This window comes from Flexivirga sp., from assembly GCF_035551235.1.
Classification (GTDB): Bacteria; Actinomycetota; Actinomycetes; order Actinomycetales; family Dermatophilaceae; genus Flexivirga.
Map to the genome: position 1 here is coordinate 81,072 of NZ_DASZNO010000019.1, position 14,378 is coordinate 95,449.

At 68.0% G+C, this 14,378-nt stretch carries 12 protein-coding genes; 7 read left to right on the top strand and 5 right to left on the bottom strand.

The features are described 5' to 3' along the window. The first annotated feature begins 2 nt into the window (after positions 1 to 2). From VG502_RS03490 to gabT, 6 genes are all read left to right on the top strand, one after another. Positions 3 to 1,742: an FUSC family protein gene (locus VG502_RS03490; RefSeq protein WP_325548634.1), complete on the top strand. Its 1,740-nt coding sequence runs from the start codon at positions 3 to 5 to the stop codon at positions 1,740 to 1,742. Between the two features lie 66 nt (positions 1,743 to 1,808). Next, the gene (locus tag VG502_RS03495) at positions 1,809 to 3,035 is read left to right on the top strand and encodes an inorganic phosphate transporter (protein WP_325548635.1); all 1,227 of its coding nucleotides are present in this window, start codon (positions 1,809 to 1,811) and stop codon (positions 3,033 to 3,035) included. Positions 3,036 to 3,064: 29 nt separating this feature from the next. After that, positions 3,065 to 3,346 (top strand): hypothetical protein, encoded by a 282-nt coding sequence (locus VG502_RS03500; RefSeq protein ID WP_325548636.1) that lies wholly within the window; start codon positions 3,065 to 3,067, stop codon positions 3,344 to 3,346. Further along, a complete protein-coding gene (locus tag VG502_RS03505; protein ID WP_325548637.1) occupies positions 3,346 to 3,993 on the top strand; it encodes a DUF3349 domain-containing protein in 648 nt (215 codons plus the stop codon). The genes VG502_RS03500 and VG502_RS03505 overlap by 1 nt, the downstream gene beginning before the upstream one ends. A gap of 25 nt (positions 3,994 to 4,018) precedes the next feature. Next, entirely contained in the window at positions 4,019 to 4,801 is a 783-nt protein-coding gene (locus VG502_RS03510) for an inositol monophosphatase family protein (protein ID WP_325548638.1), read from the top strand. A 173-nt stretch (positions 4,802 to 4,974) separates the two neighbouring features. Next, the gene (gene gabT / locus VG502_RS03515; protein ID WP_325548639.1) at positions 4,975 to 6,315 is read left to right on the top strand and encodes a 4-aminobutyrate--2-oxoglutarate transaminase; all 1,341 of its coding nucleotides are present in this window, start codon (positions 4,975 to 4,977) and stop codon (positions 6,313 to 6,315) included. A gap of 297 nt (positions 6,316 to 6,612) precedes the next feature. On the opposite strand, the gene VG502_RS03520 is transcribed toward gabT, so the two are convergent. From VG502_RS03520 to VG502_RS03530, 3 genes are all read right to left on the bottom strand, one after another. Continuing rightward, on the bottom strand, positions 6,613 to 7,923 hold the full coding sequence (locus VG502_RS03520) for an MFS transporter (RefSeq protein WP_325548640.1): 1,311 nt from the start codon (positions 7,921 to 7,923) through the stop codon (positions 6,613 to 6,615). Next, on the bottom strand, positions 7,920 to 8,546 hold the full coding sequence (locus VG502_RS03525; protein ID WP_325548641.1) for an ArsR/SmtB family transcription factor: 627 nt from the start codon (positions 8,544 to 8,546) through the stop codon (positions 7,920 to 7,922). Before VG502_RS03525 ends, VG502_RS03520 begins: the two co-directional genes overlap by 4 nt. 161 nt (positions 8,547 to 8,707) lie before the next feature. Further along, on the bottom strand, positions 8,708 to 10,195 hold the full coding sequence (locus VG502_RS03530; RefSeq protein ID WP_325548642.1) for an MFS transporter: 1,488 nt from the start codon (positions 10,193 to 10,195) through the stop codon (positions 8,708 to 8,710). A gap of 181 nt (positions 10,196 to 10,376) precedes the next feature. Here VG502_RS03530 and VG502_RS03535 point away from each other — a divergent pair, with 181 nt between their 5' ends. After that, on the top strand, positions 10,377 to 11,702 hold the full coding sequence (locus VG502_RS03535) for a threonine/serine exporter family protein (RefSeq protein ID WP_325548643.1): 1,326 nt from the start codon (positions 10,377 to 10,379) through the stop codon (positions 11,700 to 11,702). Between the two features lie 19 nt (positions 11,703 to 11,721). Here VG502_RS03535 and VG502_RS03540 read toward each other — a convergent pair whose 3' ends face one another. Together VG502_RS03540 and VG502_RS03545 are read right to left on the bottom strand one after the other, a co-directional pair. Next, positions 11,722 to 13,065 carry a M16 family metallopeptidase gene (locus VG502_RS03540; RefSeq protein WP_325548644.1) on the bottom strand — a complete coding sequence of 448 codons (1,344 nt, stop codon included), beginning with the start codon at positions 13,063 to 13,065 and terminating at the stop codon, positions 11,722 to 11,724. Beyond that, entirely contained in the window at positions 13,065 to 14,351 is a 1,287-nt protein-coding gene (locus VG502_RS03545; RefSeq protein ID WP_325548645.1) for a M16 family metallopeptidase, read from the bottom strand. Before VG502_RS03545 ends, VG502_RS03540 begins: the two co-directional genes overlap by 1 nt. Positions 14,352 to 14,378 lie beyond the last annotated feature (27 nt).

Here is a 14,378-nt window from a genome sequence, read left to right on the forward strand (position 1 = left end):
GGATGCGCCTGGGAACCGAAGCGATCAACCGGCAACTGCTCACCTTCGCTGAGATCAAGCCCGCGCCCGGGCGCTGGAAGTTCGCACTGCACGTACTGACCATCGTGGTCGTCGCCGTGACCCTGATCAGCGTGCTGCTCGGCCCGAGCATGGGCCTGGTCGGCATCACCGGCGCGTTCCTCGGTTTCATCGCCCAGTCGCGCCCGGTCCGCTCCCGGCTGGTGATCCTGGCCGGCCTGGACGTCACCTACATCCTGTGCGTCAGCGTCGGAGCGCTGGTGGGCTCCGACCCGGTGCTGCTGACCCTCGTGCTGACGCTCGTCTCCATGGTCACGGTGTTCGGCTACAACTCGCTGGTGGCCGAGCCACCCGGGGCGATGTTCCTGATCATGGGGTCGGCCATTGCGTCATACCTGCCGACCGTGGGGATCCCGACCGGCAAGGTGATCCTGGTCTGTGCGATCGGCTGCGTCAGCGCCTCGGCCACGTCGCTGCTGCTGCAGCTGGCGACCCGGCCACGCCATGCCGAGCAGGATGCCGTGGACACCGCACAGACCGCCGTCTCGGCATACCTCGACGCCGACCGCGCGACGATCCCGCGCCATCAGCTGGCGCGGCTGCGCGATCAGGCCTTCATCTCGGTCTTCGGCGCGTCGATGATCCTGGAGGACGCGGTCGGACGCGAACCGCGCCTGCGTCAGTGGCGCCGGATGAACGCCCGGCTGCGACGCATGCACCTCGCGATCATCCAGCAGGTCGTGCGCGTGCACCTGCCCGGCCGGGAAGTGGCCGTCAGCGGAGTGGAGCAACGGCGCTACCTCGGGCGCCCGGACTGGGACTACCTGTTGCGCTGGGGGCTGTCGCGCTCCTCGCTGCCCTGGCTCGCAGCACGCCGTATGGCGGCAGCGGTGCTCATCACCTGCGCGATCTCCTACGGCTCGCACATCGGCCACCCCTACTGGGCGGTGATGACCACGGCACTGGTCATGTCGGTGACCGCCGACCGGCTCGCGCTGACGCATCGCGCGCTGCACCGTGTCGCCGGGACCGTCGTCGGCATCGGCCTCTTCTTCACGATCCACGCGACCCACCCGAGCGGGCTCGCGCTGCTGGTCACCGCGCTGGTGCTGGTCTTCTTCATCCAGATGCTCGCCGTGCGCAACTACGCGCTCGCGGTGATCTTCGCAACGGCGATGGCGCTGCTGATCAGCACCGCGGGCAGCACCTACCGGCCGGTGGGTTCGATCGCCGGCGAGCGGGTGCTGGAGACGGTCGTCGGAGCGGCGACGTCGGTGGCGGTGATCTGGATGACGGGTCGGCGAGCGCCGATCGCCCTCGTGCGTAGGCAGTTCCGCCGCTCGCTGCGGTCGCTGGAGCGGCTGCTGCTGCTGATCGCCGACGGTGAGCAGAGCACCACCCGGGGCTACGCCGCCCGGCGTGACCTGTCCTTCGAGCAGTTGCAATGCGGCCGGATCCTGCAGCTCGCGCAGACCGACCTGCCGCGCGACCTGGCCGACTGGAACCTGCTGGAGACGTCGTTGAACGAGGCGTCATACGTCGTACTGGCGGCGTGCTGGACGACCGACCCGCCGCACGCGATCGACGCCGAGAAGATGGCCGGCGTGCTGGCCCGGATGATCGCCGCGCTGCCGCCGGTCGGCACCACGATGGTCGATGCGCGGATCATCGCCGGTGGTCTGCAACGCATGCTCGACATCGGGAAGGAGTTGAACACTCAGTGAACAATTCGGCGACCGTCCGGCGCCGATTTGCATCGCACCCAGCGAGCAGCGTCATACTCGTGACCTGTGAGTGCCGAACTCTTCATTCTGATCCTGCTGGTGATCACCGCCGTGGGATTCGATTTCACCAACGGCTTCCACGACACCGGCAACGCGATGGCCACGTCCATCGCCACCGGCGCGTTGAAGCCCAAGACCGCTGTCGCACTCTCGGCCGTCCTGAACCTCATCGGCGGCTTCCTGTCCGTCGAGGTCGCGGTCACCGTCACGACGTCCGTGCTGAAGATCCAGGAGAAATCCGGCGGTCTGGTCAGCGGCATCGATGCCGAGAAGGCGATGTTCATCATCTTCGCCGGGCTCATCGGCGGCATCCTCTGGAACCTGTTGACCTGGCTGCTCGGCCTGCCCAGCAGCTCCTCGCATGCACTCTTCGGCGGGCTGATCGGCGCCGGGCTCGCAGCGATCGGCACCAGCGGGATCAACTGGGACGGCCTCATCGTCAAGGTGATCATCCCCGCCCTGTTGTCACCGCTGATCGCGGGAGCGGTCGCGGCGATCGGCACCCTCGGGATCTACACGCTGAGCCGGAAGGTGAGCGCCGACAAGCAGGACAAGGGCTTCCGCTGGGGACAGGTCGCGACCGCCTCGCTGGTGTCCCTCGCGCACGGCACCGGTGACGCCCAGAAGACGATGGGCGTCATCGCACTCGCCCTCATCGCGCACGGCAGCCTCAGCGACGCACAGATCGAAGCGCACGGGCTGCCCGTCTGGATCATCATCCTGTGCGCCGGCGCCATCGCGCTGGGCACCTACATCGGCGGCTGGCGCATCATCCGCACGCTCGGCAAGGGTCTGGTCGAGATCGACGGGCCACAGGGTATGGCGGCACAGGCATCCGCCGCCGCGATCATCCTGACCTCCAGCAACCTCGGTATGGCGCTGTCCACCACCCACGTCGCCACCGGCTCGATCATCGGCACCGGCGTGGGCAAGCCCGGGTCGACCGTGCGCTGGGGTGTCGCCGGGCGGATGGCTGCCGGCTGGCTGATCACCCTCCCGTGCGCGGCCGCCGGTGGTGCGATCAGCTTCTACATCGGACACCTCATCGGCGGCGCCGCCGGGGCGATCGTGATCTTCCTGGCGCTGGTCGCCCTCGCCTCATACATCTACTATCGCGCGCAGCAGCAGAAGGTGGGTGCCGACAACGTGAACGCCGACTGGGACGACAGCACCAAGCACAGCGGGTCCGCGGGCACGACGTCCGGCAAGAAGTCGAAGGTGCCGACCGCCTGAGCGGCGGTCAGGGACAAAGGGATAGAGACATGAACATCGACTGGACAAGCATCGTGGACGGCACGGCGAAGGTGCTCGTCGCCGGCCTGCTCTTCGGCGCCGGGCTCCCCCTGTTGTTCACCTGGGGGCTGCGGCTCTGGGACACCGGAAGCGAGCACGAGCAGGATGACGGCACCGTCGTCGCGGGCAACCTGGTGGCACGTCTGACGGCATACGCGGTCTTCGCGGTCGTCGTGGCCGCCATCGTCATCGGCGTCCTCTACATCACCCAGAAGAGCATCGACCACTACCTCGGGATCGAGTTGTTCTGATGACCATGGCTACCAACCTGCTGACCTCCGTCGTGGACTGGTTGCGCAAGGGATACCCGGACGGCATACCGCCGAAGGACTTCCCGCCGCTGCTGGCCCTGCTGCAACGGACCCTGAAGCCCGAGGACGTCCAGGCGATCTGTGCGCAGCTGATCGCCGACAACCCCGACGGCGAGATCTCGGCGAAGACCGTCTCCGACTCGGTCGAGCAACTCAAGTCGGCGCCGCCCAGTGAGGCTGAGGTCCAGGTGGTTGCGGACCGACTGGCCGCCGTCGGCTGGCCGGCCACCATGCCCGAGGACGACTCGGAGGCCGACGATGACGAGGAGGAGGACGAGAGCCCCGAGCGCGTCAACTTCTTCCAGCGCATCCTGGACTGGCTGCGTGCGGGCTACCCGGACGGTGTGCCGCCCTCGGACCTGCCCCCGTTGTTCGCGCTGCTGCAGCGCCGGCTGACCAAGAAGGAGATCAAGAAGGTCGCCAAGGAGCTCATCGCCTCCAACAAGGTGCCCGGCGAGCCCAAGACGCCAATCTCCGAGGAGGAGGCGCAGGAGCTGATGCGGCACGTCGCGGGCGTCGTGCCGATCGAGGCGGACCTGGATCGCGTGCGCAAGCGCCTCGCGAAGAAGGGCTGGCCACTCGTCTGAGCGTCGGGCCGATAGGTTCGGGGGCATGCCGACGTATGACGACGACCTGCGCCTCGCCCACGTGCTCGCGGACGCGGCCGAGCCGACGAGCACCTCACGCTTCCGTGCCGAAGACCTGCACGTCACTGCCAAGCCCGACCTGACCCCGGTCACCGACGCGGACATCGCCGTCGAGGAGATTCTGCGCTCCCAGCTCAAGCGCGCCCGGCCCCGCGACGCGATCCAGGGCGAGGAGCAGGGCCTGGACGGCGACGGACCGCGGCGCTGGATCGTCGACCCGATCGACGGCACCAAGAACTTCGTGCGCGGCGTGCCGGTCTGGGCCACGCTCATCGCGCTGGTCGACGAGGGTGTGCCGGTGGTCGGGCTCGTGTCCGCGCCGGCTCTGGGCCGGCGCTGGTGGGCCGGTCTCGGCACCGGCGCGTGGACGGGGCGCTCGTTGTCGGGCGCGAAACGTATTGCCGTGTCAGGCGTTTCGAAGATCTCCGATGCCTCCACCTCGGTCGCGGGGTGGCGTATGTGGGCCGATATCGACCGGCGTGACGCGCTCGTCGACCTGATGGACGAGGTATGGCGCGTGCGCAGCTACGGCGATTTCTGGGCACACATGCTGGTCGCCGAGGGCGCCATCGACTTCGCGCCCGAGCCGGAGCTCGCCGTACACGACATGGCCGCTCTCGCCCCGATCGTCACCGAGGCGGGTGGTCGATTCACCGGTCTCGACGGCAAGGACGGCCCGTGGAGCGGGAACGCCCTGTCGAGCAATGGCCTACTGCACGACGAGGTGCTGCGTCGGTTGGGTGACTGACCGTCGAGTCGCACAGGTAAGGCCGAGTCGCACAGCGGCAGCTGTGCGACTCGGCATTACCTGTGCGACTGGGTGACAACGGCCGGCTGATCGACGCTTACGGCATACTCTTTCGATTTCGAAACGTTTCCGTGCCACACTGAGAGCACAGTCACACGCAGAAGGAGCCCTTCATGACCATCACCACACCGGCCATCGCGCAGCGTCGTGAGCTGCGGACCGCCATACCCGGTCCGCGTTCGCAGGAGCTCGCCGAGCGACGCAGCGCCGTCGTCGCTGCCGGTGTCTCGTCGACCATGCCCGTCTTTGCCGCCCGCGCGGCCGGCGGCGTGATCGAGGACGTCGACGGCAACACGCTGATCGACCTCGGTTCCGGCATCGCGGTCACGACCGTCGGCAGCTCCGACCCGCGCGTGGTCGCCAATGTGCAGCAGCAGGTCGCCGACATCACGCACACGTGCTTCATGATCAGCCCGTACGAAGGGTATGTCGCTGTCGCCGAGAAGCTCGCCGAGCTGACACCCGGGGACCACGCCAAGAAGTCGGCGCTCTTCAACTCCGGCGCCGAGGCCGTCGAGAACGCCGTGAAGATCGCCCGCTACGCCACCGGCCGGCAGGCCGTCGTCGCGGTCGACCACGCCTACCACGGCCGTACCAACCTGACGATGGCGCTGACCGCGAAGGCGATGCCCTACAAGAAGGGCTTCGGCCCGTTCGCGTCCGACGTCTACCGCGTCCCCACGTCATACCCCTTCCGCGACCCCGAAGGTATGACGGGCGAAGAGGCCGCGCAGCGCGCAATCACCATGGCGGAGAAGGCCGTTGGCGCCGATCAGATCGCCGCGTTCATCATGGAGCCGATCCAGGGCGAGGGCGGTTTCATCGTGCCCGCCCCGGGCTTCCTGGCCGCGATCGCGAAGTGGTGCACCGACAACGGCATCGTCTTCATCGCCGACGAGGTGCAGAGCGGCTTCGCCCGCACCGGCGAGTGGTTCGCGGTCGACCACGAGGGCGTCGTGCCCGACCTGGTCACCACCGCCAAGGGCATCGCGGGCGGCCTGCCGCTGTCGGCCGTCACAGGTCGCGCGGAGCTGATGGACTCGGTGCACCCCGGCGGACTCGGCGGCACGTATGGCGGCAACCCCGTCGCCTGCGCCGCCGCGCTCGGCGCGATCGAGACCATGGAACAGGACGGCCTGCTGGATCGTGCCAAGCACATCGAGGAGCTCGCGACGGGCGCACTGCGCGACATCGCCGCGAAAACCCCTGCCATCGGTGAGATCCGGGGCCGCGGCGGCATGCTCGCGATCGAGATCGTGAAGCCCGGCACCACGGAGCCGGACGCCGCGCTCACGGCGGCCGTCGCCAAGCGCTGCCACGAGCAGGGTGTCGTCATCCTGACCTGCGGCACGTTCGGCAACGTCATCCGGCTGCTGCCGCCGCTGGTGATCAGCGACGAGTTGCTGCTCGAGGGCCTGCAGGTCCTCGGCGACGCCTTCGCCGACCTCGCCTGAGTCTCTTGCTCCGACTCCTCGCAAGCCGGCGCTGGACGGCAACTCACACGTTCGTTGCCGCCCAGCGCCGGCTTGGTCGTCGCCGCACCGGTCGACTTTTCGTTCACTTCAGTTGATCTTGGCCGTCGCCGCTTCCGATCACACGACGGCAGTGCGACGCGATGGCTCAGCTCGGCCACCGGGGCCACCGGCCCCCTCTTCGCCGAGGGGACACAAAACATACCGAGAGGACACGAAGAATCGGCCCTTCTGGCCAGATTTTCGTGTCCTCTCGATCGTTGGGTGTCCTCTCGGCAATCAGACTGGGGCGGTGGTGTGTGCCGCCGGAGTGCCCGCCGCCGCGGGGGTGAGCTCGTCCGCGGGGGTGAGCTCGTCCGTGGGGGGCTTGTTGAATTCGCGAAAGCTCTTGCGCACCAACGGCATCAGCGCGACCAGGGAGTAGGCAACGCCGACACCGAGCGTCGCGGCCCTGAGTCCCACGAGAGCAGTCAGCCCGCCGCCGAGCAGGCCGCCGAACGGGATGAGCGACCAGCACAGCGAGGTGTTCAGCGCGCTCACGCGTCCGACGAGGTGCTTCGGGATCCGCTCGAAGATCACGGCGCCGAGGATCGGGTTGCAGAACCCCGACACGAAGCCCACGGTTGCGAGCACGACCATCATGAGCCAGACCGGCGCGTCGAAGGCGAAGATGGCGAAGCGCGGTGTGCCGCCCAGCACGAAACACAAGGTGTAGATCGGCAATCGCGGCAGCCGCTCCCCCACGGCCGCGGCGGTCAGCGCACCCAGGATCGACGGCCCCGCCATCGCTGCGAGGACGAGCCCGACCGCGCCGGCGCCGTGACCGGTGTCGTGCGCCCACACCGGCAGCAGCACCGCGGTCCACGCCTGGTCCAGTAGGTTGGTGGCGGACACCATCACTGTGATGCCCACCAGCACCGAGTCACCACGCAGGAAGCGCCAGCCCTCGAGCAGCCGTTGCCCGTATGACGCCTCGTCCTCACCCCGATCCGGCGAATCACCTTGCGATCCAACGACTTCCATACCCGGAACACCGCGTGAGATGCAGGTCGCCGCGACCGCGAAGGTGACCGCATTGACCAGCAGCGCCTGCGGCGCACCGATCACGGCGACGACTGCACCCGCTGCTGCCGCGCCGACCGTCCCTCCGAGTCGCTCGATCGCGCCCATCACCCCGGTGATCCGCTCCAGCGGAATCGCACCATCTTCGGCGACCACCGGCACCAGCGCGGACTTCGCACCGTCGGACGGACCACGCACGGCGCCCATCAGCGCGGCGATCGGGATCAGCCACCCCAGATGCAGCAGGCCGAGCCCGTGCAGCAGCGGGATCAGTCCCACGATCAACACGCTGCACGAATCAGCAGTGACCGCAACGACTTTCGCACCGATCCGATCGACGATGGGGCCGCCGAGTGCCTTGGCCACGACATACGGGAGCATCTCCGCGAAGCCGACGACACCGGTCCAGACCGCCGAACCGGTGGTGGTCAGCACGAGCCAGGGCACCGCGATCTGCGACAGCCGGGTGCCGGAGATGGAGAACGCCTCGGCAACGGCGAGCGCCGCAAACGGCCTGCGGTTTCTCATGATTCGGCGCCTTCCGCATCGTCGCGATGGGCGATTGCACCCGGTCGCGGGAAGGTGTGGAACTGGAAGACGACCGGGGCTGCGCCGTCCGGGGCATCCTGTGGGTCGCGAGAGGTCTCAGCCACTTCCTGCAGGACCTCGTGGACGGCGTTCTTGACCCGACGGACCTGTGCAGGGGTGAGATAGACGTTGTAGTCGCTTGCACCGACCACGTCCGACCACTCCTCCGGCAGGTCACCGATCTCGGCGGCGGCCTGCTCGATCTGTTGCGCCGCCTGGTGCGCGACGACCGCGTGGTAGGCCCCCAGCACCGCCTTGCCCTCGACGTCGGACAGCTGCGACGGCTCGGTCACCGTCGACTCGTGCGTCGCCTTCCACCAGCGGTCGCGCTTGTTGCCGCGCGTCGTGTCGTCCTCGACGAGGCCGGCCTGTGCCAACTGCCGCAGGTGGTAACTGGTGGCTCCGGAGTTGAGCCCCATCTGCAGCGCCAGGGACGAGGCCGTGGCCGGGCCCTCCGCACGCAGTCGGCCCAGCATCGCCAGCCGCACCGGATGCGCCATCGCCTTGAGCTGCTCGAGGTCCGGCCGCACCCGGTTGATCGCGCGTCGTTCCTGCTTCGCCATACGACGAAACTACACCGCAAAGAGTTCTTTGCAAACAGTTCTTTGCATTATTCCTTCATCGAGAGGACACGAACAACATCGAGGGGACACGCAAATCCGGGCGTCGCGGCCCGATTTGCGTGTCCCCTCAGTGCGTTGGTGTCCTCTCGGTGGGGTGCGCGCTACTGCGACTGAATCGGCTTGCCGGACGTCTTCGCGCGATCGCGCGCATCGTTGAACTTCTTGCGCAGCACCCGAACCACCTCACGCGCTTCCTCGCGGGTGGCCGCGGCGGGCGGCGAGCCCCACATCTTGCGGCCGTTCGGCTCGGCCAGGAAGACCAGCGACGCAGCACCGATCACGCCGGCGATGATCAGGTAGTACGCCGGCCAGTTGAGGTCACCGGTCAGCGACACCAGCGCGCCGACCACGACCGACGTCGTCCCCGCGAAGAGCGAGATGGAGACGTTGAACGCGATCGACAGGGCGCCACCACGGACCTTGGTCGGGAAGAGGGTCGGCAACGTCGAGGGCATCGTGGACGAGAAGCAGATGAGCAGCAACGCCATGATCAACAGGCCGGCGAAGACACCCGCGGTCGTCTGCGAGCGCACCAGCGCGATCATCGGTATGGCGAGCACGATCAGCCCGATCGCACCGAACCAGGAGATCGGCTTGCGACCGACCCGATCCGAGAGCATCCCGAGCAACGGGATCGTGGCCAGCGCCAGCACCATGACGGCGATCTGGATGACCTGCGAGGTGTTGTCCGAGACCTGGCCGCCGCCGCTCGGCAACGTGTCGGTGACATAGGTCGGCATGTACGACGTCAGCATGTAGTTCGTGACGTTCCAGACGAGCACGAGGCCCATGCAGACCAGCATGTAGCGCCACAGGTGCAGGATGCCCTTGAGCTCGCTGCCCGACTGCTCCTTCTTGTTCTCCTTCTCGCGCTCCTCGGACTCCTTCTCCAACTGCAGGTATGCCGGGGTGTCCGCCAGCTTGGTCCGCAGGTAGACGCCGACCAGGCCGAGCGGCAGCCCGATGAAGAACGGGATGCGCCAGCCCCACGAGATCAGCTGGTCGTGGGTCAGCAACGCGTCCATGACGGTCACCATGATCGCGCCGAAGAGGTAACCGGTGAACGTGCCGAACTCCAGCCAGCTGCCCCAGAACCCGCGCTTGCGGTCGGGCGCGTACTCGGCGATGAAGGTCATCGCGTTGCCGTACTCACCACCGGTCGAGAAGCCCTGCAGCAGGCGGGCGAGCAGCAACAGCACCGGCGCCATGAAGCCGATGGCACTGCGGCTGGGGATGCAGCCGATCGCGAAGGTGCCCAGTGCCATCAGCACCATGGTCATCGCGAGCACCTTGTTGCGCCCGATCCGGTCCGCCAGCGGCCCGAAGAACATCCCGCCGAACGGCCGCACCAGGAACGCCACGGCGAAGAGCCCGAAGGTCGCGATCGTGCCCGCGGCGTCGCTCAGGCCATTGAAGAAGACCTCTTTGATGGTCGGCTCGAAGTAGGCGTAGACGCCGAAGTCGTACCACTCGGTGACATTCCCGATCGCGGCCGCACCGATGGCTCTTCGGATGATGCCGGGCTCAGTGACGACAACGTCACTGACCTCCCAATCCTGCAGCTTCTCAGTCGGTTCCAGGGTCTGCACGAGTGACTTCAGCTCCTTGTCGAGGACGGTGGGACAGCCCTACGACATTTGCAAGCCTGACCCGGTCCGTCAACTCACGGGTGCCCCGTGCCACGTACGATGACGCACGAGAATCTGCCAGATCCCAGCTATCCCAGGGCGAACACGTGACGCTCCGTGCAATCCATCACACTTACCCACGATGACGACCGACGACACCTATCCGACCCTCGATCTGGCACTGCGTGTCGGGGAACTGCTGCTCTCCTCCGGCGCCGGCGCGGCCGACGTGAGCGTCCAGATGCAGAACGTCTGCATCGCGTGTGGCCTGCGCGGTGTCAGCGCCAGTGTGACGTTCACCGAGCTGCAGCTGACGCACCAGCAGTCGCCCGAGGACCCGGGCATGATCCAGGTGCGGAACGTCACGCAACGCGAGATCGACTATGAGGACCTGACACTGGTCGACTGGCTGGTGCGCGACCTGGTGTCGGGGCGCATCGACCGGGACGAGGCACGCACCCGCCTGGCGCAGATCGTCTCCTCCGGCCACGAGCGATCGCGGCGGGTGGTGACCCTCGGTTGGGGTGTGATGGGATTCGGCATCGGCCTGCTGCTGGGCGCCAGCCCCGTCGTCATCGCCGCGGCATTCTTCGGTTCGATGGGTATCGACGTCATCCAGCGCTACCTGAGCCGCCAGCGGCTGCCGATGTTCTACCAGCAGGTCGCCGGCGGCCTGTTCGCCACCATGCTGGCCGTCGTCGTGATCGCCACCGGACTGAGTGACAACCCGAGCCGGATCGTCAGCGCGGGCATCATCCTGCTGCTGGCCGGCATGAGTTACATGGGAGCGGTGCAGGATGCGCTGACCGGCTTCCCGCTCACCGCCGCGGCACGCTCGCTGGAAGCGACCCTCGCGACCGCCGGCGCGATCGCCGGTGTCAGTGGCGGCCTGACCATCGCCACGGCCCTGGGGGTCAAGCTGGTCAATCTGACCCCTGGCGCGAGCGCCTATCCGCCCTGGCCCCAGATGGCGCTCGGGGGCGCGATCAGTGCCGGGGCGTTCGCGTTCGCGTCATACGCCCCAGCACGTGCGCTCTTGCCGACCGCACTGCTCGGCATGGTCTCGGCCACTGCATTCATCGCCGGCTACCAGGCCAACCTGGGCGTCTCCTGGCCCGCGGCGACGGCGGCGATCATCGTCGGTCTGGTCAGCTACACCATCGCCTCGCGGATCAAGGTGCCGACACTGGTCCTCGTGGTCGCCGGTGTGGTGCCACTGCTGCCCGGACTCTCGGTCTATCGGGGCCTGGCCCACCTGACCGCCGGCGACCCCAACGGCGTCGTCGAGCTGATCAACGCGGCCGTCGTACTCCTCGCGCTCGCGGCAGGCGTGATCTTCGGTGAGTACGTCGCGCAGCCGCTGCGCCGGGAGGGCCGCCGGCTCGAGAAGAGGCTGTCCGGACCACGGCTCGTCGGCCCGCTCACGGTCCGCTCGGTACGGCGGCGCAAGGGCAGCCGGAGCGAGTGATCCTTCGGGGAGCTCTCGGTCAGATGACGGTGACGTCCCCGATGCCCAGGTCTCGTATGCCGGCAGCGTGCGCCTCGGCGTCACCGACCAGCACGATGGTGCGCGGCTGATCGGCCCACTTGCGCCAGGCCGTGTCGAGGTCGGCCGCCTCCAGCGTCGCGAGTTGCTCGAGGTATGACGAGACGAATTCCGTTCCCAGGCCGTTGGATCGGAGCATCGCGGCCTCGTCCGCAACGGCGTCGGCCGTGGCGTAGCGAGCCGGCGCGGTCTTGCCGATGAAGTCGGTGGCCGCGCGAGTCTCCTCCTCGGTGAAGCCGTCACGCGCCGCATCGAGGATCTCCAGGGTGAGCCGGGTCGCCTCGACCGTCACATCGCTGCGCACCGAGCCGGAGACCAGGAACGTCCCACCTTCCGAGCGCGGCCGGAACATTGCCCGGAAACCGTAGGTGTAGCCCTTGTCCTCACGCAGGACCGCGTCCAGCCGGGCATTCGGCGACCCGCCGAGCACAAAGCTCAGGGCGGGGTATGGCGCCCAGCCTCCGGCCACCCGCCGGTCCGGCCCGAAGGAACCCAGGTAGAGCTCGGTCTGCACGGCACCCGGCCGGTGCACGAACCGCACCCGCGTCTGCCCTTCGGCAACGACCGCGATCGGTGAATCATCCTGTGGCGCAACGCCGTCGACCTGCCATGCACCGAGGGTCGCGTCGAGATCACGCAGCGTCCGGGCCTCATCGAACTCACCGGCAACAACGACCGTCGCAGCATCGGGACGCACCCATCGGGAGTGGAACGCCGCGCAGTCCGCTGCGGTGATCGCGCCGACGGTCTCGGTCGTCCCTCCGGCCGGCCGCGCCGCGCGCGATCCCTGGTCGTAGAAGTTCGCCGCCCACTCCTTGGCCGCTCGCGAATCCGGCGAGGCTGCCTCGTGCTCGATCTCGGCCAGCCGCTGGTTCACGTGCCGTGAGACCTCGGTCCTGGGGAACGCCGGCTCCTGCAGGCACTCGGCCATCAGCGCCCACCCTTTGGCGGATCTGCTTGCCGTCGCATCGATCTCGAGGGTCAGCCCCTGTGCGCCATACCCGGCGCCGTAGGCGATGCCGTTGAGATCGAAGAGCTCGGCCATCTCGTCCGCGGTGTGACTGCGGGTGCCCTCGTCCATGGTGCGCGCCACCATGGTGGCAACGCCCTCGAGGGCACGCGGCTCGACCGCGATCGGTGTCGGGATGAGCACCCTGGTGGACGTGATGTGCTGACCGGGACGGTTGTAGAGCAGCACTTCGATGCCGTTGCTGAGCGTATGCCGGGTGCCGGCCGGGAACTCCCACGGCTGCGCGACGGGCACGACGGGGCGGGGCTGCACCATCAGTTCTGCTCCTTGCCGTTGGCCTTGCGATAGACGACGACCGCGGCGGACTCCGGCCGTGCATACGCTGCGGCGCTGGCCGCGATGTCCTGGGCGGTCACTGCCATGACCCGGTCGAGATAGGTGTTGAGGTGGTCGGGGTCGTCATACAACAGCGTGTTGCCGCTGATCACGTCCGCTCGCTCGTCCGGTTGCGCGAGGCTCTGCAGCCACCAGCGCTCGACGTCGGCGACCGCCGCGGCCAACTCCGTGTCGGTCGGCGGCTCGGTCGCCAGCCGACGCAGTTCCTCGCCGATGCCTTCCTCCACCTGCTCAACGGTGGCACCGTCCGCCACGTCGACGATCAGGGCGCCCATCGAGGTCCCGTCGACGCGTGCGCCGGCATTGCGCGAGACATGGGTGACCAGTTGGTCCCGTCGCACCAACCGCCGGTAGAGCCGTGAGGTCGCGAGGCCGGCCAGCACGTCGAAGGCCAACTCGGCCGAGATGAAATCGTCGGTCCCCCCGGCCGGCAGCCGGAAACCGAGATAGACCCGGTCGGACGGCACGTCGCAGGTGCGCTCCAGCCGCCCCGGATCGGACAACGGCGGCAACGACTGCTCGAGCGGCCGGTCGGCCGGCACCTCCGGGTTGGTCAGCTCGTCGAAATACTTTGCGACCAAAGCGAATCCGTCATCCGGCTCGATGTCACCAACCAGAGTCAGGACGGTGTTGTTCGGTCGGTAGTGTCGGCTGTAGAAGTCGCGCACGTCGGTCAGCGATGCGGCGTCCAGGTCGTCCATCGAGCCGATCGTCGTGTGGTGGTACGGGTGCCCCTCGGGGAAGACGAGACCGGTCAGCTCGGCATACGCGGTGCCGTAGGGCACGTTGTCGTAGCGCTGGCGCTTCTCCTCCTTGACCACGTCGCGCTGGTTGTCGAGGTTGTCCTGGGTGAGCGCGGGAAGCAGGCGCCCGTGCCGGTCGGCCTCCAGCCACAACGCCAGGTCCAACGCGCCGGTGGGCACGACCTCGAAGTAGTTGGTGCGGTCCACCCACGTCGTCGCGTTCATCTGCGCGCCCTGCGCGAGCAGCGCGGAGAAGTGCTCCCCCTCGGCGACGTTCTGCGACCCCTGGAACATCAGGTGCTCGAACAGGTGGGCCAGTCCGGTGCGGCCGGGAGTCTCGTGCCGGGAACCGACACCGACCCAGATGTTGACCGCGACGGTCGGCACCGAGTGGTCGGTCGACACGACCACCCGCAGGCCGTTGTCGAGGCGGTGGGAGGCGATCGGGTAGTGAGGCCGCATGCTGGCACCCTACGGACCCGGCCAACC

What these genes read in the sequence shown, in the direction of transcription:
- VG502_RS03490 (WP_325548634.1), top strand. Translation starts at nt 3, where the DNA reads ATGCGCCTGGGAACCGAAGCGATCAACCGGCAACTGCTCACCTTCGCT.
- VG502_RS03500 (WP_325548636.1), top strand. Translation starts at nt 3,065, where the DNA reads ATGAACATCGACTGGACAAGCATCGTGGACGGCACGGCGAAGGTGCTC.
- VG502_RS03505 (WP_325548637.1), top strand. Translation starts at nt 3,346, where the DNA reads ATGACCATGGCTACCAACCTGCTGACCTCCGTCGTGGACTGGTTGCGC.
- VG502_RS03510 (WP_325548638.1), top strand. Translation starts at nt 4,019, where the DNA reads ATGCCGACGTATGACGACGACCTGCGCCTCGCCCACGTGCTCGCGGAC.
- gabT (WP_325548639.1), top strand. Translation starts at nt 4,975, where the DNA reads ATGACCATCACCACACCGGCCATCGCGCAGCGTCGTGAGCTGCGGACC.
- VG502_RS03520 (WP_325548640.1), bottom strand. Translation starts at nt 7,923, where the DNA reads ATGAGAAACCGCAGGCCGTTTGCGGCGCTCGCCGTTGCCGAGGCGTTC.
- VG502_RS03525 (WP_325548641.1), bottom strand. Translation starts at nt 8,546, where the DNA reads ATGGCGAAGCAGGAACGACGCGCGATCAACCGGGTGCGGCCGGACCTC.
- VG502_RS03535 (WP_325548643.1), top strand. Translation starts at nt 10,377, where the DNA reads ATGACGACCGACGACACCTATCCGACCCTCGATCTGGCACTGCGTGTC.
- VG502_RS03540 (WP_325548644.1), bottom strand. Translation starts at nt 13,065, where the DNA reads ATGGTGCAGCCCCGCCCCGTCGTGCCCGTCGCGCAGCCGTGGGAGTTC.
- VG502_RS03545 (WP_325548645.1), bottom strand. Translation starts at nt 14,351, where the DNA reads ATGCGGCCTCACTACCCGATCGCCTCCCACCGCCTCGACAACGGCCTG.